The organism is Priestia sp. SB1 (assembly GCF_038898415.1).
Genome location: NZ_JBBJSS010000005.1, coordinates 523,909 through 542,372, shown reverse-complemented (window position 1 = coordinate 542,372; position 18,464 = coordinate 523,909). Strand labels below are relative to the sequence as shown.

The 18,464-nt window shown below is 39.5% G+C and carries 20 protein-coding genes, 1 pseudogene and 1 riboswitch; of the genes and pseudogenes, 18 read left to right on the top strand and 3 right to left on the bottom strand.

The window, feature by feature from the left end; translation table 11 throughout:
• Window positions 1-5: 5 nt before the first annotated feature.
• A riboswitch (cyclic di-AMP (ydaO/yuaA leader) is annotated at window positions 6-146 on the top strand.
• Between the two features lie 291 nt (window positions 147-437).
• The 15 genes from kdpF (at window position 438) to WKH56_RS21390 (ending at window position 13,169) form a co-directional block, all read left to right on the top strand.
• Window positions 438-524, top strand: a complete 87-nt coding sequence (gene kdpF, locus WKH56_RS35165; RefSeq protein ID WP_080754503.1) for a K(+)-transporting ATPase subunit F — start codon at window positions 438-440, stop codon at window positions 522-524.
• A gap of 24 nt (window positions 525-548) precedes the next feature.
• On the top strand, window positions 549-2,210 hold the full coding sequence (gene kdpA / locus WKH56_RS21455) for a potassium-transporting ATPase subunit KdpA (RefSeq protein ID WP_310884529.1): 1,662 nt from the start codon (window positions 549-551) through the stop codon (window positions 2,208-2,210).
• A gap of 21 nt (window positions 2,211-2,231) precedes the next feature.
• Window positions 2,232-4,307 (top strand): potassium-transporting ATPase subunit KdpB, encoded by a 2,076-nt coding sequence (gene kdpB / locus WKH56_RS21450; RefSeq protein ID WP_310883927.1) that lies wholly within the window; start codon window positions 2,232-2,234, stop codon window positions 4,305-4,307.
• 13 nt (window positions 4,308-4,320) lie between these two features.
• Complete coding sequence (gene kdpC / locus WKH56_RS21445; RefSeq protein WP_310883926.1) at window positions 4,321-4,887, top strand: potassium-transporting ATPase subunit KdpC; 567 nt, start codon at window positions 4,321-4,323, stop codon at window positions 4,885-4,887.
• Between the two features lie 53 nt (window positions 4,888-4,940).
• A complete protein-coding gene (gene kdpDN / locus WKH56_RS21440; protein WP_168760979.1) occupies window positions 4,941-6,089 on the top strand; it encodes a KdpD-like non-kinase potassium sensor in 1,149 nt (382 codons plus the stop codon).
• A gap of 29 nt (window positions 6,090-6,118) precedes the next feature.
• A complete protein-coding gene (locus tag WKH56_RS21435) occupies window positions 6,119-6,553 on the top strand; it encodes a CBS domain-containing protein (RefSeq protein WP_048018991.1) in 435 nt (144 codons plus the stop codon).
• 254 nt (window positions 6,554-6,807) lie between these two features.
• Window positions 6,808-7,362 carry a signal peptidase I gene (gene lepB, locus WKH56_RS21430; RefSeq protein ID WP_013057720.1) on the top strand — a complete coding sequence of 185 codons (555 nt, stop codon included), beginning with the start codon at window positions 6,808-6,810 and terminating at the stop codon, window positions 7,360-7,362.
• A gap of 90 nt (window positions 7,363-7,452) precedes the next feature.
• On the top strand, window positions 7,453-8,547 hold the full coding sequence (locus WKH56_RS21425; protein ID WP_168761381.1) for an oxidoreductase: 1,095 nt from the start codon (window positions 7,453-7,455) through the stop codon (window positions 8,545-8,547).
• Between the two features lie 249 nt (window positions 8,548-8,796).
• Window positions 8,797-9,684, top strand: a complete 888-nt coding sequence (locus WKH56_RS21420) for a sulfite exporter TauE/SafE family protein (protein ID WP_033580612.1) — start codon at window positions 8,797-8,799, stop codon at window positions 9,682-9,684.
• Between the two features lie 170 nt (window positions 9,685-9,854).
• A complete protein-coding gene (locus WKH56_RS21415; RefSeq protein ID WP_198017458.1) occupies window positions 9,855-10,007 on the top strand; it encodes a hypothetical protein in 153 nt (50 codons plus the stop codon).
• Between the two features lie 114 nt (window positions 10,008-10,121).
• Window positions 10,122-10,583: a hypothetical protein gene (locus tag WKH56_RS21410; RefSeq protein ID WP_033580613.1), complete on the top strand. Its 462-nt coding sequence runs from the start codon at window positions 10,122-10,124 to the stop codon at window positions 10,581-10,583.
• A 116-nt stretch (window positions 10,584-10,699) separates the two neighbouring features.
• Window positions 10,700-11,158, top strand: coding sequence for a hypothetical protein (locus WKH56_RS21405; protein WP_048018993.1), 459 nt, complete (start codon window positions 10,700-10,702; stop codon window positions 11,156-11,158).
• A complete protein-coding gene (locus WKH56_RS21400) occupies window positions 11,158-11,478 on the top strand; it encodes a hypothetical protein (RefSeq protein WP_028412772.1) in 321 nt (106 codons plus the stop codon). The genes WKH56_RS21405 and WKH56_RS21400 overlap by 1 nt, the downstream gene beginning before the upstream one ends.
• Window positions 11,478-12,737, top strand: coding sequence for a glutathionylspermidine synthase family protein (locus tag WKH56_RS21395; protein WP_048018994.1), 1,260 nt, complete (start codon window positions 11,478-11,480; stop codon window positions 12,735-12,737). Before WKH56_RS21400 ends, WKH56_RS21395 begins: the two co-directional genes overlap by 1 nt.
• 15 nt (window positions 12,738-12,752) lie before the next feature.
• Window positions 12,753-13,169 (top strand): DUF350 domain-containing protein, encoded by a 417-nt coding sequence (locus WKH56_RS21390; RefSeq protein WP_033580616.1) that lies wholly within the window; start codon window positions 12,753-12,755, stop codon window positions 13,167-13,169.
• An 18-nt stretch (window positions 13,170-13,187) separates the two neighbouring features.
• Here WKH56_RS21390 and WKH56_RS21385 read toward each other — a convergent pair whose 3' ends face one another.
• Complete coding sequence (locus WKH56_RS21385) at window positions 13,188-13,334, bottom strand: hypothetical protein (RefSeq protein WP_165351762.1); 147 nt, start codon at window positions 13,332-13,334, stop codon at window positions 13,188-13,190.
• 189 nt (window positions 13,335-13,523) lie between these two features.
• Here WKH56_RS21385 and WKH56_RS21380 point away from each other — a divergent pair, with 189 nt between their 5' ends.
• Window positions 13,524-13,949, top strand: a complete 426-nt coding sequence (locus WKH56_RS21380) for a DUF6843 domain-containing protein (protein ID WP_033580617.1) — start codon at window positions 13,524-13,526, stop codon at window positions 13,947-13,949.
• 41 nt (window positions 13,950-13,990) lie between these two features.
• Here WKH56_RS21380 and WKH56_RS21375 read toward each other — a convergent pair whose 3' ends face one another.
• Window positions 13,991-14,443: a hypothetical protein gene (locus WKH56_RS21375; RefSeq protein ID WP_028412776.1), complete on the bottom strand. Its 453-nt coding sequence runs from the start codon at window positions 14,441-14,443 to the stop codon at window positions 13,991-13,993.
• 172 nt (window positions 14,444-14,615) lie between these two features.
• Here WKH56_RS21375 and WKH56_RS21370 point away from each other — a divergent pair, with 172 nt between their 5' ends.
• Entirely contained in the window at window positions 14,616-15,953 is a 1,338-nt protein-coding gene (locus WKH56_RS21370) for a sodium-dependent transporter (protein ID WP_342836671.1), read from the top strand.
• A gap of 304 nt (window positions 15,954-16,257) precedes the next feature.
• Window positions 16,258-16,659 carry a hypothetical protein gene (locus tag WKH56_RS21365; protein ID WP_224980258.1) on the top strand — a complete coding sequence of 134 codons (402 nt, stop codon included), beginning with the start codon at window positions 16,258-16,260 and terminating at the stop codon, window positions 16,657-16,659.
• 217 nt (window positions 16,660-16,876) lie between these two features.
• Here the strand turns inward: WKH56_RS21365 and WKH56_RS21360 are convergent.
• Window positions 16,877-18,401: pseudogene (locus WKH56_RS21360) on the bottom strand (catalase); the annotation flags it as partial.
• Window positions 18,402-18,464: the final 63 nt, after the last annotated feature.

Genomic DNA, 18,464 nt, shown 5'->3' with positions numbered 1-18,464 from the left:
TAAATAACAAAGATACGCTTAATCAATTATGAGCGGGGGACCCAATATTTTGTACGTATGTACTAGGGGTGAATCTCTTAACTGAGTAGGGTTACTTCCATAACCCGAATCCGACAGCTAACTCCGTAAGCGTTTTGGGAGTAAAAAATTCGTGTCAATTACGGCTTATTTGTCGTGCATTAAACCGCGGAAGAGAACTCTCTTCTGCGGTTTTTTAGTGGAAAAAAATAGCATCACGTCTCGCCTTTAGCTTTCTTGGACGTGATGGTTTATGTAAAGCAATAGTTACTAAGCTTAGAAGCTATCATTTTTGTTAGGAAAAAGTCAGGAGGGAGCAACGTGGATATAATCATGCTTGGAACACTTGCCATATTAACAGCTGCTATGTACGGAATTATTTGCTGGTCGTCTCATGTAGTAGACGAAAGAGAGGAGAAGTGAACGTGTCGTTCATTTTGTTAGGTATTTCAGTTCTCGTTTTAATTTATTTAGTATATGTACTGTTAAATCCAGAACAATTTTAATAAGCGGAGGAATAAAACGTGGGGATTTTTCTACTATCAGTTGCGCTGCTGCTTGTTTTTGTAGCGCTTATTGCAAAGCCCGTAGGTATTTATATAGCGAATGTGTTTTCAAACGATAAAAACACTAGCTTGGTAGGAAAGATAGAAACAGTTATGTTTAAAGCAGCAGGAATTAAAGGGCATAATCAGACGTGGAAGCAATATGCATTGGCTCTTGTGTTAACAAATACGTTTATGATTTTTGTAGTGTATCTTATCTTCCGGTTTCAAGAGGTACTGCCGCTTAACCCAAGCCACATTAAAGGAATGGATCCGGCTCTTGCTTTTAACACGGCCATTAGTTTTATGACAAATACGAACTTGCAGCACTACAGCGGTGAATCCGGTTTGTCCTATTTCTCGCAAATGGCAGCCGTTGTATTTATGATGTTTGCTGCACCAGCAACGGCACTTGCAGTAGCAATCGCTTTTATTCGCGGGCTAGCAGGGAAGGAAATGGGAAACTTTTTTGTTGACTTTGTAAAGTCAATTACGCGTATTTTACTTCCTATCGCTTTTATAACAGGCATTTTATTTGCGTTTTTAGGTGTCCCTCAAACGTTAAGCGGGACTGTGACTGCCCATACATTAGAAGGAGCAACGCAGCAAATAGCAAGGGGACCAGTTGCTTCTTTTCTTTCAATCAAAGAGCTAGGCAACAACGGAGGGGGATTTTTTGGTGTCAATTCAGCTCATCCATTTGAAAATCCTAATGCGTGGAGCAATGTATTACAAATCGTCCTTATGCTGTTATTGCCAACAGCCCTTCCTTTTACGTACGGAAAAATGATTGGACAGCGTAAACAAGGCCGCATCTTGTTTGTAGCGATGAGTATGCTGTTTATCGTTATTTTAAGCACAGCGTTTGTAACAGAGTGGGGAGGCAATCCAAGACTTGGTGCTTTTCATCTAAATGAAGCGAGCGGTTATATGGAAGGGAAAGAAGTCCGTTTTGGTGTCGGCATGTCGACGCTTTACGCCATCGTGACGACAGCAAGTGAAACAGGTGCAGTCAACACCATGCACGATACCCTGACGCCTCTTACCGGGTTATTAACGCTTGGAAATATGCTGTTAAATACCGTATTTGGCGGTGTCGGAGCAGGATTTATGAATGTTATGATGTACGTCATCATTGCCGTATTTTTATCAGGTTTAATGGTTGGAAGAACACCAGAATACGTAGGTAAAAAAATTGAAGGAAAAGAAATGAAACTCATTGCCGTGACGCTTATTCTGCAGCCGCTGCTAATTTTAGGAGGAACAGCCGTAGCACTTACCACTCATTTAGGAATGGAAGGTATATCAAACCCTGGCTTTCACGGGTTAAGTCAGGCACTGTACGAATTTACGTCGTCAGCAGCAAACAATGGGTCCGGTTTTGAAGGACTCGGTGACGCAACGCCGTTTTGGAACATTTCTACGGGAATTGTTATGTATATTGGACGCTACTTCGGACTAATTACAATGCTGGCGGTATCGAGCTCACTAGCATCTAAGCAGCTTGTTCCCGAAACACCTGGAACATTTAAAACGGATACGTCTTTATTTAGCGGCATTTTAATTGGAACTACCGTTATTGTAGGAGCACTTACGTTTTTCCCAGTGCTTGTGCTTGGGCCGGTTGCTGAGTATTTAACACTGTAATCAAGAAAGCGGAGGATCATAATGAATAAACGGAATTTTGCAAATAATATTGAATTGGATCACAACAGTCATATTCAAGGTTCTGTAGATAAACAAGCTTCATCGATTTTTATTCAATCAGTAAAGCAGGCGTTTATCAAGCTCAGCCCAAGAACGATGATAAAAAACCCTATCATGTTCGTAGTAGAAATCGGGTTTGTAATTACGCTTTTTTTAGCCGTTGTTCCGGACCTTTTCGGAGAAAGTACAGTAAGCACAGGATTTAATGTTGCCGTATCTCTCGTGTTATTTTTCACCATTGTTTTTGCTAATTTTGCAGAAGCATTAGCAGAAGGACGAGGAAAAGCACAGGCAAACTCATTAAAGAAATCTAAAGGCGATATTACAGCTAATCAGCTTCAAAACGGGCAAATGATACAAGTTTCGGCCTCGCAACTAAAAAAAGGAGATATTGTCGTCGTTTCACAAGGCGAAATGATTCCTGGAGATGGAGAAATTATTAAAGGACTGGCGTCCGTTGATGAATCGGCCATTACGGGGGAATCGGCACCTGTTATGAAAGAAGCAGGCGGGGATTTTAACTCTGTAACGGGAGGTACAAGAGTTGTCAGCGATGAAATTACAATTAAAATTTCGTGTGAGCAAGGTGAATCATTTTTAGATAAAATGATTTCGCTTGTTGAAGGAGCAGAGCGTCAAAAAACGCCAAATGAAATTGCGCTAAACACGGTTTTGACAAGTTTGACGATTATTTTTTTACTAGTTGTTGTGACGCTTCCTGTCTTTACAAACTATTTACATTTTCAACTCGACACGGCTATTTTAATTTCACTGCTCGTCTGCCTTATTCCTACGACGATTGGAGGATTATTATCGGCCATTGGAATTGCTGGAATGGATCGAGTCACGCAGTTTAACGTGATTGCTATGTCAGGAAAAGCAGTAGAAGCAGCTGGTGACATCAATACAATTATTTTAGATAAAACCGGCACCATTACGTTTGGAAACCGAATGGCTCATCAATTAACGACTGTAGAAGGCGTAGACGAACGTGAACTGTACAAATGGGCGTTTGTTTCTTCTCTTTACGACGAAACACCAGAAGGACGCTCAGTGGTTGATTTTATCCAAACTCGCATGGGAGTAGAAGACCTTAGAAAAACGCAGGGAACGTTTGTAGAATTCAAAGCTGAAACGCGAATGAGCGGCATTGACTTACAGAATGTATCTGTACGAAAAGGGGCAGTGGACGCCGTCACGGCATGGGTAGAGTCAAATGGCGGGATAATTCCCTCTGATTTACAGCAAAAAGCAAACGAAATTGCAGGAGCTGGTGGCACGCCGCTTGCCGTCGCCGCTGATAATAAAATTTACGGTTTGATTTATTTAAAAGACACGGTAAAACCAGGAATGAAAGAACGCTTTGATGAACTTCGTAAAATGGGTATTAAAACAGTCATGTGTACAGGAGATAATCCTTTAACCGCAGCAACCATTGCAAAAGAAGCGGGAGTAGATGAATTTATTGCGGAATGCAAGCCAGAAGACAAGATTCAAGTGATTAAATACGAACAGCAGCAAGGCAAGCTAGTTGCGATGACAGGTGACGGGACAAACGATGCCCCTGCACTTGCTCAAGCTGATGTTGGCTTAGCAATGAACAGCGGAACTTCAGCTGCCAAAGAAGCAGCAAATATGGTGGATTTAGATTCTGACCCTACTAAAATTATTGAAGTCGTTTCAATTGGAAAACAGCTATTAATGACAAGGGGTGCCTTAACTACATTCAGCATCGCAAACGATATTGCTAAGTATTTCGCGATTATTCCAGCGATGTTTACCTTGGCGATTCCGCAAATGGAGGCTCTTAACGTAATGAAGCTGAATTCACCACTATCTGCGGTGTTGTCAGCGCTCATTTTTAATGCGGTCATTATCCCGCTTCTAATTCCCTTAGCCATGAAGGGAATTGCCTATAAGCCGATGAGTTCTAACGCACTGCTGCGAAAAAATTTGTTCATTTACGGATTAGGTGGGGTATTAGTTCCATTCATTGGGATTAAAGCGATTGACTTATTACTTTCATTTGTGATGTAGAGGAGAAGAAACGATGATACAAACAGAACGAACGGGAAGCATTATTGTTCGCTTAACAATTATGATGATGATACTTTGTGGTCTTATTTATCCTGTTGTGATGACAGGTATTGCTCAAACAGCTGTTCCAAGTAAAGCAAACGGCAGCCTAATCTATTCAAACAAGCATCAAGTTATCGGTTCTAAGCTGATTGGGCAGCAGTTTACAAGCAATGCATTTTTTCACAGCAGAGTCTCTAGTATTGATTATAACGGGGCAGGATCTGGGTCGTTGAATTTAGCACCTTCAAATAAAGATCTTACGAATCGTATCGAGAAATCCGTAGCGGCGTGGAAAAAAGAAAACGAAGTGCCCAAAGAAGGAATTCCAATTGATGCCGTCACAAATTCGGCTTCTGGACTCGATCCTGACATTACGCCACAAGCTGCATATGCACAAGTAGAGCGTGTGGCAAAAGCCACACATATTAAAGCCAACACGCTAAAACAGTTAATCAAAGAACATACTCAGCAAGGGGCTTTTAGTGAAAAACGAGTAAATGTAGTAGAGCTAAATTTAGCTGTTCAACGAGAGCGCTAGTTACATGCACTCGCTTCATGTACTGAAGCGAGTGTGATAAAGGGGCACAAACAATGAAAGAAAAAGAAGCTCATCCATACTTTCGAAGAAAAACTCCGGAAGAACTATTGCGTGAACTTCATAATCAGAAGCGCGGAAAGCTTAAACTTTACATCGGTGCCGCGCCGGGAGTAGGAAAGACGTATAAAATGCTTCAAGATGCGCACGATTTAGTCAAAGAAGGCATAGATGTCGTAGTTGGATATGTAGAAACACACGGCAGGGATGAGACTAAAGAGATGATTGGAAATCTAGAAGTAATCCAAAGAGAAACCATTTTTTATAAAGGAAAAGAATTACAAGAGCTTGATTTGCTGGCGATTGTAAGAAGGCGCCCAAAAGTTGTAATTATCGATGAACTTGCTCACACAAATGTTCCGACAAGCCGCCATAAAAAACGTTTTGAAGATGTTTCTTACCTGCTCAACCAAGGTATTTCAGTTATGTCAGCAATGAACATTCAGCATATGGAAAGCGTACATGACCTCGTATATGCTGTTACCCAAGTAAAAGTTCGTGAAACGGTGCCAGATTTATTTATTCAGCAAGCAGATGAAATTCAGCTTGTCGACGTTACGCCGGAACAGCTGCAAAAGCGGCTTCGTGAAGGGAAAATATACGAAGTCCATAAAATTGAACAAAGCCTGCAGTCGTTTTTTAAGCTTGCGAATCTCCATGCCCTTCGTGAATTAACGCTCAGAGAAATAGCGGATGAAGTGGACGGCAAGCTGATTCATGCGCATGAAATTGGCGTAACAGGTATTTGTGAACGCATTTTAGTCTGCATTCAATACAGTGAAACAGCTGAAAAATTAATTCGGCGAGGCTGGAGAATGGCGAACCGATTGAAAGCAGATTTACTGCTGCTGCATGTTTTTACAGGCGAGCAAACTGAAAGGCAAAAAGCCCAAATCAAACACTGGCAGGCATTCGCTGACCGTTTTCACGCATCGTTAATTGTTGAAGAAGCTAAAAAGCAGAAACCAGCTGCAGTGATTGTGAATGTAGCCAAGCATTATCGCGTTACTCAAATCTTACTAGGGCAATCAGCAAGGACAAGGTGGGAAGAGATTCGAAAAGGGTCTATTGTGAATACGATTATGAGACAGACTCATAACATCGACATTCATATTGTTTCAGATTCAGCAAAGCAACAACAATAAAATGCATATATAATAAAAGGAGAATATGAGTGAATATTGCGTTCTTTTTGCTCCCTAAAAAAGAAGTCGTTACACTATCGACACAGTCAACGATCCGTCAAGCATTGGAGAAAATGGAGTATCATCGCTACTCTTCTGTACCGCTCATTAACCATAAAGGAGAATATGTAGGGACTTTGGCAGAAGGAGACTTGTTATGGAAGCTAAAAAGCCTAGAACATATAGAACTCCATGAGTTAGAACACCTACGAATTGAGGAGGTTCCAAGACATCGCGATTACGAAGCTATCACCATTAACGATGAAATGGAAAGTATTTTGTCACGCGCGTCTGAACAAAATTTTGTGCCAGTTGTAGATGATCAAAACATTTTTATTGGACTCGTGCGGCGAAGAGAGATTATAGAGTATTGCATCTCCCAACTTTTTATACATGGAGAAACGCCTTTAAATGTGAAGATTTAGTTAAGTTTGCGTAAAAAACATAATTTTTACATAAAAGGTAGTCTCTTTTTATATAATTAATGTTATAATAAGAGATGTAAAGACGAAACTTGCGTAATGTAAGCCTCTAACATTTGTTAGAGGTTCTTTTTTTACATAACATAAAACATTTGATTTCAGTTCTTTCTATGGTTAAGTTAGAATAAGTGTTAAAGTAAGAGGTTTCTTGCTTTTTTACATAAGAAAAGTGAGCTGTACAAAGGAGACAAAGCATATTGACTACGGAAAAAACAAAAAGCGATCAATTACGCAGCATATTCAAAACTATTATCTTCGCTATCGCTCTAGTATTTATGATTCGCGCATTTTTATTTTCTCCGTATATTGTAGAAGGTGCTTCAATGAACCCAACGCTGCATAACGGAGAGCGGTTGTTTGTGAATAAACTGTCGTATTCGCTCCATGATATTCGCCGCGGAGATATTGTGATTATTAAAGATGAGGCTAAGAATAAGCATTATGTAAAAAGAGTAATCGGTCTGCCAGGTGAAAAAATCGAAATGAAAAAAGATCAGCTTTATATTGATGATAAAAAAGTAAGTGAACCTTATTTAAAAACGAATCGTCAAATTGCCAACAACATGGATATGGAGCTTACGGGAGATTTTGAACCCGTTCAAATACCTAAAAACGAAGTATTTGTAATGGGTGACAACCGTCTGTACAGTATGGATAGCCGCAACGGTCTAGGTCTCATTGATGAAAAACGGATTGTCGGAAAAAGCGAATTTGTATTTTACCCCATTAAAAAAATAAGAAAAACAACGTAAAAAGAAATGCCGGCGAAGGTATTTCTTTTTTTGTGCCTATGTCTACTCGGTTTCTAGATGGGCAAGCTAAGGAAAAAAGGTGTGAATTAATTGAAGACAGCCTATGAAAAATTATTTAAGCATTTTAAATTTGTTGATGCTCTTGAGATGAAAAACCGATTAGCAATGGGACCTATACTCACATACGCTTCACGAGAAAACGGGGAAATATCCGATATCGATCTGACTTTTTACGAAAAACGAGTAGGGGGCGTCAGCACGGTAATTATCGGCCCCGCGTTTATCACAGAAAATGGCCAAGTAGCACATGGTCAAATCGGAATTCATCGTGATCAGGTCATACGAAAGCTTCATCAACTAACCCAAATGATTCATAGAAGAGGAGCTAAAGCGATTCTTCAACTATCGCACGGGGGAAGAAAGTGCGTAGAAATGGAAAGTAAGTGGCAAGCAATTAGCCCTAGTGAAAAGCCTCACAAACGTAAAGGAAAAAAGCCTGTTCAAATGACCGAGCGCGATATAACTTATATTGTTCAAGCGTTTGGCGAAGCTACCACAAGAGCTATGGAAGCAGGATTTGATGGAGTGGAAATTGACGGAGGAAATGAATGTTTACTGCAGCAGTTTACGTCAAGGCAAGCCAATGAACGAAGTGATTCTTATGGAGGAAGCGCAGAAAACCGCTTCACTTTTGCACTTGAAGTTATTCGTGAAGTGACGCGTCGAGCAGCACATGCGGGCAAACCATTTATTGTGGGATATACATTAGCGCCCAAAGAAAAAGGCTATTTAGGAAATAAAGTGGAAGATACATTTGAGTGGATTGATCGTCTTGTTCATACAGAAATTGATTATTTACATATCAGTGCTTTGCATGAACCTACCTCAAAAAGGGAAGAAAATCCTTCACTGCTTTCTTCGATCATTAAGCATGTCAATTACCGGGTCCCTCTTGTGGGTACAGGAGGACTTACGGCAACGGAAGTCGCAGAAGCTTTTGAGCAAGGTCTGGCTTTAATTACGATTGAACAAGCGTTAGTCGTACAGCCAGATTGGGTAGAAAAAGTGATAAATAGCGATGAGCCTACTTCTATGGATGTGACGTCATTAGATAAAGATGTGAGTTTACCACCTGAAGTGCTAGCTCACTGGCAAGACATGCATAAAAATGACCGCCCTTATTAAGTGAGCGGTCGTTTTTATGTTGTTGACTTAACAAGAAGAATTTTATTTTACTGATACTATAACCAAGCAGCATACATAGACTAAAAGAAAAACTAAAAACACAGTTGACTTCTAGGAATAGTTAGAATTACAATATAAACAACTTATTTATAAAACGGACAGCTGATCGGACATACCGAAGGCTTCTAGCAAACAACTGTTGGAGGCCTTTTTGTGCTCTCTAACAGAAGATTAAAGTGGAGGGACAACATGAAAAAGTTAATTACGTTTGCACTTATTGGCTTTTTAGCTCAGTTAATTGACGGATCACTTGGAATGGCGTACGGGGTGACATCAACTACCCTACTTTTAACGTTTGGAATTGCACCAGCTGTGGCTTCGGCATCTGTTCACTTGGCAGAAGTTGTAACAACAGCAGCGTCTGGTGTTTCACATATTAAATTTGGCAACGTAGATAAATCGATGGTTTTAAAACTGATTATTCCTGGTTCCATCGGGGCTTTTGTAGGAGCCTGCTTTCTAAGTAATTTACCTGGAGATGCAGTAAGACCTTACGTTTCAACATTCTTATTGCTCCTAGGAGTTTATGTGTTATTTCGCTTTTTATTTACGTTTAAAACAAACGAAGAAAAGAGCACCAAACCTTTATCGACGAAGCAGTCCATTCCGTTAGGATTAATTGCTGGATTTGCTGATGCTACAGGAGGAGGCGGCTGGGGGCCGATTGCAACGCCTGTATTGCTAGCTAAAAAAGGCACAACAGCACGGAAAGTCGTTGGAACCGTTGATACAAGTGAATTTGCTATTGCCGTCTCGGCTACACTTGGCTTTTTAATTTCTCTTGGCTGGGAGCAGGTAAACTGGTTCTGGGTAGGCGCTCTTATGATTGGCGGAATTATCGCGGCTCCGATTGCTGCATGGTTTGTTCGTATTATCCCGGCTCACTTGCTTGGTTCGCTTGTTGGTGGGTTTATCATTTTAACAAATGCTCGAACACTCTTAAATACATGGGTATCAAGCAGCTCAACGCAGATAGCTGTATACGCATTTATCCTTATTGTATGGGCAGCAGCAATCGTTTACTCATTTTTACAAGGGAAAAAATATAATCAAAATCGAAACGTAGAAGTTTCGTAATAAAAGGATGGAATAAAAATAGCTTAGTTAAAGGAAAAACTGAACGCATTTGATTCTTGATGGAGAATCAAATGCGTTCAGTTTTTTTATGGTTAGGGTACATGTATGTAAGTGCTTCTAGCTGTTGACTAGAGGGCAAGGCGAAGTCTCCTGCGAGAAAAGCGGAACAGATGAGACCCGACAGGAGCGGCCGCCCTCGGAAAGCGAAGCCTTACACGGAAGTCAACAACGGTGTAACAAGGGAGCATACTAGCGTATTTATCTCATGTTCGTCTTTAGATTGGGATGATTTTGTTATGTCTCAATCTCTTTTAGTAAAATAGACGAGCGTAGATATTTTTTTTACGTCTTATGATACAATAGACGAGTTCATTCATGAGTGGGAATACTTTCTAACACATATAAAATTCATTGAATCGTCGAGGTGTGAAGAGTAAGTGGTCTATTTTATTTTAGTATTAGTAGCAGCTATCGAAGTAATTGTCTTGTTGATTAATCGACCTGTATTTGCAAACATTCCGTATGTGCAAGTATATATTGTTCCTTTGTTAATAGTAATTGTCATAACGATGTTACTTTCGCGAAATCCAAAGAGGTTTATGCGGTGGTTTAAACAAGGGCTTATTACGATTTCAGTCGTTGTACTTGTATTCGTACCGGTTCTCTATGCCAAAAATCTCCCGCTGTATGGTTATAATGAAGCAAAAAAAATGCTTGCGCAAAGAGAACAGCTCTTGCTAAGTCAGTTCCAAAAAGGAAAATACGTATATCCAGCAAAAGACAGCCCTAAAAAATACAGGTATCTATTCAAAGTTCATCGTGGAAACGGCATGCTTGAATATGTATTCGACCCATACACAGGCGGTTATGAAGTTGTGACAGATGTGATAAAAAAATAAAGGTTTAGCTTATTTAAAGCTAAGCCTTTTTATATGAGAAAAAATTGAAACTTTTTGAAAATCTGTGCGTATTTACTAAAGAGCGTTCACAAAAAAGTCACAAAAGGAGTTGCACAATGGCAAAATTAGAATACCGACTGCTAAAGCCTGATGATACGTTTGTATCTATTTATCACTATCAGTCTATTGAACTTGAACAAATTTTAGCAAGAAGAGAATGCGAATTTTTTGTTAAAGAAGGAATAACGTATAAACAAACTTCATCTGCAGTCGAAGATGATATACATATTATTTATGTGAAAGAACATGAACATGGACCGAAAGAGCAAGCAGAAGGTGATCACAGAGAGATTACGTTAGAAGTCCGCGAACTGAATTCTCTTCAAGGACATCCGATTTTATTCGCCTCTTCATTTTATACGCATTTGGACGTATTAAGCTATATCGGAACTGTTTATACGTACTATAATGGATTGGAATGGGAAAGAGACTCTGCGGAAATTGATGAAGACCGCAGCGTATACAGTTTATATGTAACAAAAACAGGCGTAACGTATGAAAGGGGAAAGGCTTAATGTCAAAAACAAAAAAAATGATGGCGGGGGTTTTGACCACTGCTTTAATGACATCGCTCGTTGCCTGTGGTTCAACTGATCAGGCAAGACCAGCTAAACCGAAAGATAAATCGTGCGACAAGTGGAAATGGGATGAAGATACGAAAACGTACTACTGTTCAGATTCTTCTTCTTCGCACAGCGGTTCATATTATCACGGAGGGCGCTACTACGGGTCTAAAAAACAGCTGACCTCATCATCGTCCTATAAATCATTTAAATCAAGCAGCTCGTATAAATCTGGAATTGGGAGCGGCTCTAAAGGCGGTTTTGGCGGGTAATGCATAAAGAAAAGCGAGAAATGTTTTATAAAGAAATTCAAGATTTTTGGTATGACTTATATGGAACAGAGTATGCTCTTTATGACGTCCATATGGAGTCTTCTCACATCATTCATTCTATTAAAGAAGCAGCAAATCAAATCGGGGAACTATTTTTTAAAACGGCACCTTTACTTCGTTCATTAGATGATCAGACGCTTCTTTCTTTAGGATTTCCAAAAGCCAGTTTACCGTACCTGCGGCTGAAAACGATGGAAACAGAAAGTGTTATTTCACGCCTTGATTTTGCTGTTACGGCTGATCAAATCAAGCTTCTAGAACTAAACGCGGATACGCCTACATTCATCAAAGAATTATTTCATGTAAATGAGTTAGTCTGTCGGCATTTTCAGGTTCAAAACCCTAATAAGCTTGAAGAAAAAAAGCTTGCTTTAGCATTAAAACACGCCATTTTTGAAGCTTATAACGAGCTCGATAGAACGAACTATCCAAACGTCGTTTTTTCTTCTCATGATACACATGAAGAAGATAAGCTAACGACTCTTTATTTAATGAAGCTAGCCGATGTAGATGCTACATACGTTCCGTTATCGCAGCTTCGAATTGTCCCTGCCTCTACAGTTGAAGAAGGTGAACATATAGAAGCGGGCGTGTATGATCAACATGGACAAAAAATAGACGTACTCTATCGCCAAACTTATCCGCTTGAACATTTAATTGAAGATGAAGATCCGAGTACGCATGAAAAAGTCGGACACATGCTTTTAACATTGGCACAGCAAAAACAAGTAGCCATAATCAATCCGCCTTCTGCATTTTTACTGCAGTCTAAAGCCGTGCAAGCACTCATTTGGGCTTTGTATGAACAACATCATCCTTTCTTCACTAAAGAAGAGCATCACATTATTGAAACATACTTTTTACCAACGTATTTAGAAGAAGATCCATTTATTGAAAGAAAACAAGCATTTGTGAAGAAACCATCGTTTGGTCGTGAAGGAGATACCGTTGAAATTTATAATGAAGACGGAATCAAAATAGACGAAGATCAGCATAAGACATATCAAAAATACACGGCTGTATATCAACAGTTTATTCCTTTGCCAACTGCAAAAATGAAGACGCAAACGAAAACAGTAGAGGCTCATATCATGTACGGGTGCTTTTTATTAAATGGAAAAGCAAGCGCAGTAGGAATTCGAGCTGGAAATCAAATTACAGATAACGAATCGTATTATTTGCCGATTGGATTAAAATGAAAAGGGGAACTAAAAATGACACAATGGATTGATTGGGCTAGTATAGGGAGTTTTTTATCTCACGTAGCGGTAGGATTAGGGCTATTATTTATCGGAGTAATCGTATTTGAATTAACAACAAAATTTAATGATCGTGAACTTATAAAAAAAGGAAATGTCGCAGTCGCTTTGAAGTTATGGGGAAAAGGAATTGGGCTTGCTATTGTCATTTTCACTGTGTGGAGCAACAGCTTAAATTTGGTAGATGCAACTCTTTGGGGAGTAGTAGGTATCATTACTCAAGTAGTGACATATTGGATTATTGAATTTATTATGACGCCTAAAACGAGCCTAGCCAAAAAAGTAGAAGAAGGAAATGTAGCGGTTGGAGTAACTCTTTTTGCAGCATCGATAGCCGTTGGCCTTATTGTCGCTGGAAGCTTAACATATTAAAAGAAGGCGATTCCTGTTTTACGGGGAATCGCTTTTTTTATGTCCAGACTGCTCGTGTTCACTTAGTAATAATATACGTGTATTTTCACGGTCGGCACGAACAATTTTTTGCTGTGTGTAAAGCGGAATGACAAAGAGCAAAATAAATAAAAAAACATAGCTCATTTTTGTTATCCTCCCATGTAAATTGTAAACGCCTGCTAATAGTGTGTGACAAACAATACGTAAATATAGCATATTTGACTGGATAAACTGGGAAAAATTGAGGGGTGCAAAAAGAATATAATCTTACCTTCAACAAAAACTAAAAGCAGTATAGAGACACGTCTTTTATTAAGAAAGGAGTTGGGAAAAGTGAAAAGGTGGCTCATTTTGTTTTTATTGATCGTAATCGCATCTGGATGTGGACGTCCAGATGAAACGTCTCAACCGAGCATTTTCCTTATACCAGAAGGGTACAAAGGATGGGTTATGGTCGAATATGATAAAGATAACGGAAATCCTAGCAAGACAGAAGGAGACTACACTGTATTTAAAGTAAACGAGCAGGGAGTCGGGAAAACCAAAACGCTTTTAAGCGGCGGCGGCTGGGCAAGAAATAAATATTTCTATGTAAATAAAAATGGAGAGCGAAAGCAATTGAAGCAAGGGAAGATGATTCATGGCACGACTCAAGGTAACAAAAATCATACGGTAACCTACTTTTTCGTCGGCACCGCAAAAGAGTTCGACAAGGCCGGGGACTATCGAAGAAAACTTACCGAAGAAAGTTCTTCGTAAAAAAGAAACGCTGCCTCTTTGGCAACGTTTCTTTTCTATCTTCATTTGAATGTGCAAAAGACGGTGTCTTTTAAACGTTGAATTTCGTTTAGTGCTTCTTCCTGCTTATGAATTACCCAATCTGGCAATGAGTGTTCAACCGACAGCTCGTCGAAACAAGCCCCGCATGTTTTAACTTCAATATAAGATTCAATATATTGAAGGTGATCTAAGTTATAAGCCCAAAGTCGACGTTCAGGGCAGATTGTTTCCAAGTAAAGCGGAAGCTGAAAAAAAGGATCTACTGCTTCAGAAAGTTCTAACGGTCCTTGGCCCTCAGCGCTGATGACGTCTAGATAACCACAGTGAGGACACGTGCATGAGTGCGTTGACCCGCTCAATTTTTTATCCAGTTTTACAACTCGCGCACATAGTTCGCAGTTTGGACATTTTACTAAGATAAAGTCAAGGAACTTATCTAAAAATTGCTGCTGTATTACTTGTTGATTTGTCATTTTTTGTACCTCTAACTGTCAAACTTTTTTTAGTTACGAAAATAAATAATGAAACCTACATACTATTCATAACACATGATGGGGGTTAAAACAACAAAAACCCTTTTCGACAGCAGGGTTGTATGATATAGTATGACAAATCAGAATAAATAAAGAAAAATGGTGAGAAAACATGAGTCAAAACGAACAATGGACATCAAAACTCGGCTTTATCTTGGCATCTGCCGGTTCCGCAATTGGAATCGGAGCCATTTGGAAACTGCCTTATGTAGCCGGAACAAGCGGAGGAGGGGCCTTCTTTTTACTGTTTATCTTGTTTACAGCAATTATTGGTTTGCCGCTTTTGCTTGCTGAATTTGTACTAGGTAGACATACACAAAAAGAAGCAATTCGTGCTTATGATGCAGTTGCTCCCGGTTCTCTATGGAAAGGAATCGGGTATTTAGGTGTGATTACATGCTTCATTTTATTATCTTTTTATAGTGTAGTAGGAGGGTGGATTTTACAATATATTTTTGCAAGCGTCACCGGTCAGCTGAATGGAGTAAGTGACTACGGGAGTTTATTTAACTCGACCATTGCTAATCCAACAAGTGCTGTTATCTCTCAATTTGTTTTTCTTCTTTTAACAATTGTTGTAGTAGCAAGAGGTATTCAAAATGGTATTGAAAAAGCAAACAAAATTTTAATGCCTGCTCTCTTTATTTTATTTATTATTATTATTATTCGTTCTTTAACATTAGACGGAGCGATGGAAGGCGTATCTTTCTTTTTGTATCCAGATTTTTCAAAGCTTACCTCCCAAACCATTTTGTTTGCAATGGGACAAGCATTCTTTTCGCTTAGCGTAGGCGTTTCGGTTATGGTTACGTACAGTTCGTATCTGTCTAAACAGCAAAACTTGCCAAAATCGGCTATTTCAATTTCAGCGTTAAATATTTTGATTTCTTTACTAGCAGGTTTGGCAATTTTCCCTGCAGTCTTTTCAATGGGCGTAAAGCCGACGGAAGGACCAGGTCTTTTATTTATTGTATTGCCTTCTATTTTTGAACAGCTTCCGTTCGGAATTGTGTTTCAAACTTTCTTTTTTGCGCTGTTTTTATTTGCTACTTTAACATCTGCGTTTTCGATGTTAGAAATTATTGTTGCTTCATTAGCCAAAGGAGAGCAGCATAAGCGCATAAAGCTATCTTGGATTTCGGGCTTACTAATCTTTGTGGTAGGAATACCTTCAGCACTATCGTATGGTTTATTAAGTGACGTATCGATCTTTGGAAAAAGCATCTTTGACGCTTTTGATTTTCTTGTAAGTAATATCCTTATGCCTCTCGGTGCTCTTTTAATTGCCATCTTTGTTCCTTGGAAGATGAAAAAAGATGTGTTAATTGAAGAGTTTAAGCATGGTTCGACGAATGTGAAGCGCTGGTTCTCTTTATGGCTTCTTGCTATTCGATACATCGCACCTGTTTTAATTATCATTGTATTTATTAATATGCTAGGCTTTATCTAACGAAAAAACGCTGTTAAAACGCTTGGTTTTAACAGCGTTTTTTTTGGAGGAAAAGGAGGAGTATGATGCTTGATTTCTTGTACGATATGTTTGTAGGAGCAGGGGTATTTATTTTATTATTCGTTCTTTTGCTAGTAGCGAGAACGTCGGGGAAACGCAAGAAATAGGCGGGTATAATTCCCAGTGTAAAAACCTCAAAAAAGACTAACACCACAGAATTAAACTATGATAATATATTATCCTATGAGCATAACCAATGCTCACATATGTTGTGATGAAGCGTTTTTTAGAAAGAGGGAGCATCTTGAGTGGAGAAGTTCTTGTCAAGATTTTATCTCAAGCGTATGAACAAAAAAAGACATTACCAATCGTCTCATTCTCGTCTTTTTTTGAACAAAAAAAGGTGGGCTTTCGTTTAAATAACGATGTGTCCGCTGATATCATCTACCATACGCTTACATGTATTCAGAGAAAAACGTGTGTCCAAGATGTGTTAGTGGAAGTACTAAAAGTTGATAGTCCAAACAATGACGGGGCATTTTCTGATTGTGTATATATTTTAGCAAATGGTACAAACCAGCAAGTGAAAGAATGGGTTCAACCCTTACATCCTAAAAGAGTTACGCAAGGATATCAGCACGGGACACCCATTGATGCGCCACAGTTAAAAAATGACTACCACGTGTTTGCCGTTACTTGGTCATAAGCGTTTAACCCAAAAAACATCCTGCTGTCGCTGCAGGATGTTTTTTGTTAATAAGGACGGGCGTCTTTTCCTTTTTCATTAGCTTCTTCTACCGCATCAGCAGCTTTGTTGCTTCCTAACGGTGAACCGCCTTCTTTTGGCAATTTCCCATATGTAGGAGTCATTTCTGCTCCCATTTCAATTTCTAAAGAACCATCATCATGCATGAGAAGACCGATACCATTAGCTACTCGATTGCCGTAGTCAAAATCACATTGAGTTAAAAGCTCAATCATCTTTGTTTGAACGGTATGGTGGCAGCACTTTAAACCGTCTACTAAGTTTTGAATAAGCTCATCACGTTCCCAGTCTTCTAATAAACGATAGCGTTCACCAGCTTGCTTAAAGTCATTTGTACGGTCAATTTTTTCTTTTTTTACATTCCCTTCAACATAAGGCTGATGAGGTTTTGGATGATCATGCGCTTCTTGAAGACCTCCAAGAGAAGATGGCTCATAATTCACATGCGGGTTCTGACCAGGAGCTGCATCTACATGATAGGCCATTTGACCATCTCGTTGATTTGTTGCTACATGTTTTTTCGGCGCGTTAATAGGCAGTTGCAAGTAGTTTGTTCCCACACGGTGACGCTGCGTGTCGGAATAAGAAAACGTTCTTCCTTGCAGCATTTTATCATCAGAAAAATCTAGCCCATCCACAAGCACACCCGTACCAAATGCGACTTGCTCCGTTTCAGCAAATACGTTGCTTGGATTTTTATCTAGGACCATTTTACCTACTGGAAGAAATGGAAACTGGTCTTCCGGCCAAATTTTCGTGTCATCAAGAGGATCGAAATCTAGTTCGGAATGCTCTCCGTCTTCCATGACTTGCATACAAAGTTCCCACTCAGGGTAGTTGCCGCTCTCGATCGCTTCATACAAGTCTTGAGTAGCGTGACTGATATTTTTAGCCTGAATTTCTTCTGCTTGTTTTTGGGTCAAATTTTTAATTCCTTGTTTTGGTTCCCAATGGTATTTAACAAGAAAGGCATCGCCATCTTTGTTTACCCACTTATATGTATTAACACCGGAACCTTGCATTTGCCGATAGTTAGCAGGTATTCCCCAAGGTGAAAATAAAAAAGTAATCATATGCATAGCCTCAGGTGTATGAGAAATAAAATCAAAAATACGCTCGGTATCTTGACGGTTTGTCACAGGATCGGGCTTAAAAGCATGAATCAAGTCAGGGAATTTAATAGCATCGCGAATAAAAAATATTTTAAGGTTATTTCCTACTAAGTCCCAGTTCCCGTCTTCTGTATAGAACTTTACAGCAAATCCCCTTGGGTCTCGCATCGTTTCTGGAGAGTCCTTTCCATGAGTTACGGTAGAAAATCTGACAAAAACGGGCGTCTGTTTGCCTGCTCCTGAAAAAACTTTTGCGCGGGTGTATTTTTCAACGGGCTCGTCCCCAAGTTTTCCGTACGTTTCAAAATATCCATGAGCTCCCGTTCCTCGGGCATGAACAACACGTTCCGGTATACGTTCACGATCAAAATGCGAAAGTTTTTCAATCAGCTGGTAATTTTCAAGAGTAGCAGGTCCTCTGTTGCCTACCGTTCGAGAATTTTGGTTATCACGAATGGGGTGACCTTGACGCGTCGTAAGCGTCTGCTCGTTCTCTCCGCTTGCATAGCGTTTGTCTTCCGAGTCACCTGATCCGCTAACATTTGTACCATGAATGCCTTTATGGCTCATAAAATAATCCTCCTTATTTAAAACATAACCAAGACTATTTTTTTCAGCACGCGCTTTTTTATT

What these genes read in the sequence shown, in the direction of transcription:
- kdpB (WP_310883927.1), top strand. Translation starts at nt 2,232, where the DNA reads ATGAATAAACGGAATTTTGCAAATAATATTGAATTGGATCACAACAGT.
- kdpC (WP_310883926.1), top strand. Translation starts at nt 4,321, where the DNA reads ATGATACAAACAGAACGAACGGGAAGCATTATTGTTCGCTTAACAATT.
- kdpDN (WP_168760979.1), top strand. Translation starts at nt 4,941, where the DNA reads ATGAAAGAAAAAGAAGCTCATCCATACTTTCGAAGAAAAACTCCGGAA.
- WKH56_RS21420 (WP_033580612.1), top strand. Translation starts at nt 8,797, where the DNA reads ATGAAAAAGTTAATTACGTTTGCACTTATTGGCTTTTTAGCTCAGTTA.
- WKH56_RS21415 (WP_198017458.1), top strand. Translation starts at nt 9,855, where the DNA reads ATGAGACCCGACAGGAGCGGCCGCCCTCGGAAAGCGAAGCCTTACACG.
- WKH56_RS21405 (WP_048018993.1), top strand. Translation starts at nt 10,700, where the DNA reads ATGGCAAAATTAGAATACCGACTGCTAAAGCCTGATGATACGTTTGTA.
- WKH56_RS21400 (WP_028412772.1), top strand. Translation starts at nt 11,158, where the DNA reads ATGTCAAAAACAAAAAAAATGATGGCGGGGGTTTTGACCACTGCTTTA.
- WKH56_RS21395 (WP_048018994.1), top strand. Translation starts at nt 11,478, where the DNA reads ATGCATAAAGAAAAGCGAGAAATGTTTTATAAAGAAATTCAAGATTTT.
- WKH56_RS21390 (WP_033580616.1), top strand. Translation starts at nt 12,753, where the DNA reads ATGACACAATGGATTGATTGGGCTAGTATAGGGAGTTTTTTATCTCAC.
- WKH56_RS21385 (WP_165351762.1), bottom strand. Translation starts at nt 13,334, where the DNA reads ATGAGCTATGTTTTTTTATTTATTTTGCTCTTTGTCATTCCGCTTTAC.
- WKH56_RS21375 (WP_028412776.1), bottom strand. Translation starts at nt 14,443, where the DNA reads ATGACAAATCAACAAGTAATACAGCAGCAATTTTTAGATAAGTTCCTT.
- WKH56_RS21370 (WP_342836671.1), top strand. Translation starts at nt 14,616, where the DNA reads ATGAGTCAAAACGAACAATGGACATCAAAACTCGGCTTTATCTTGGCA.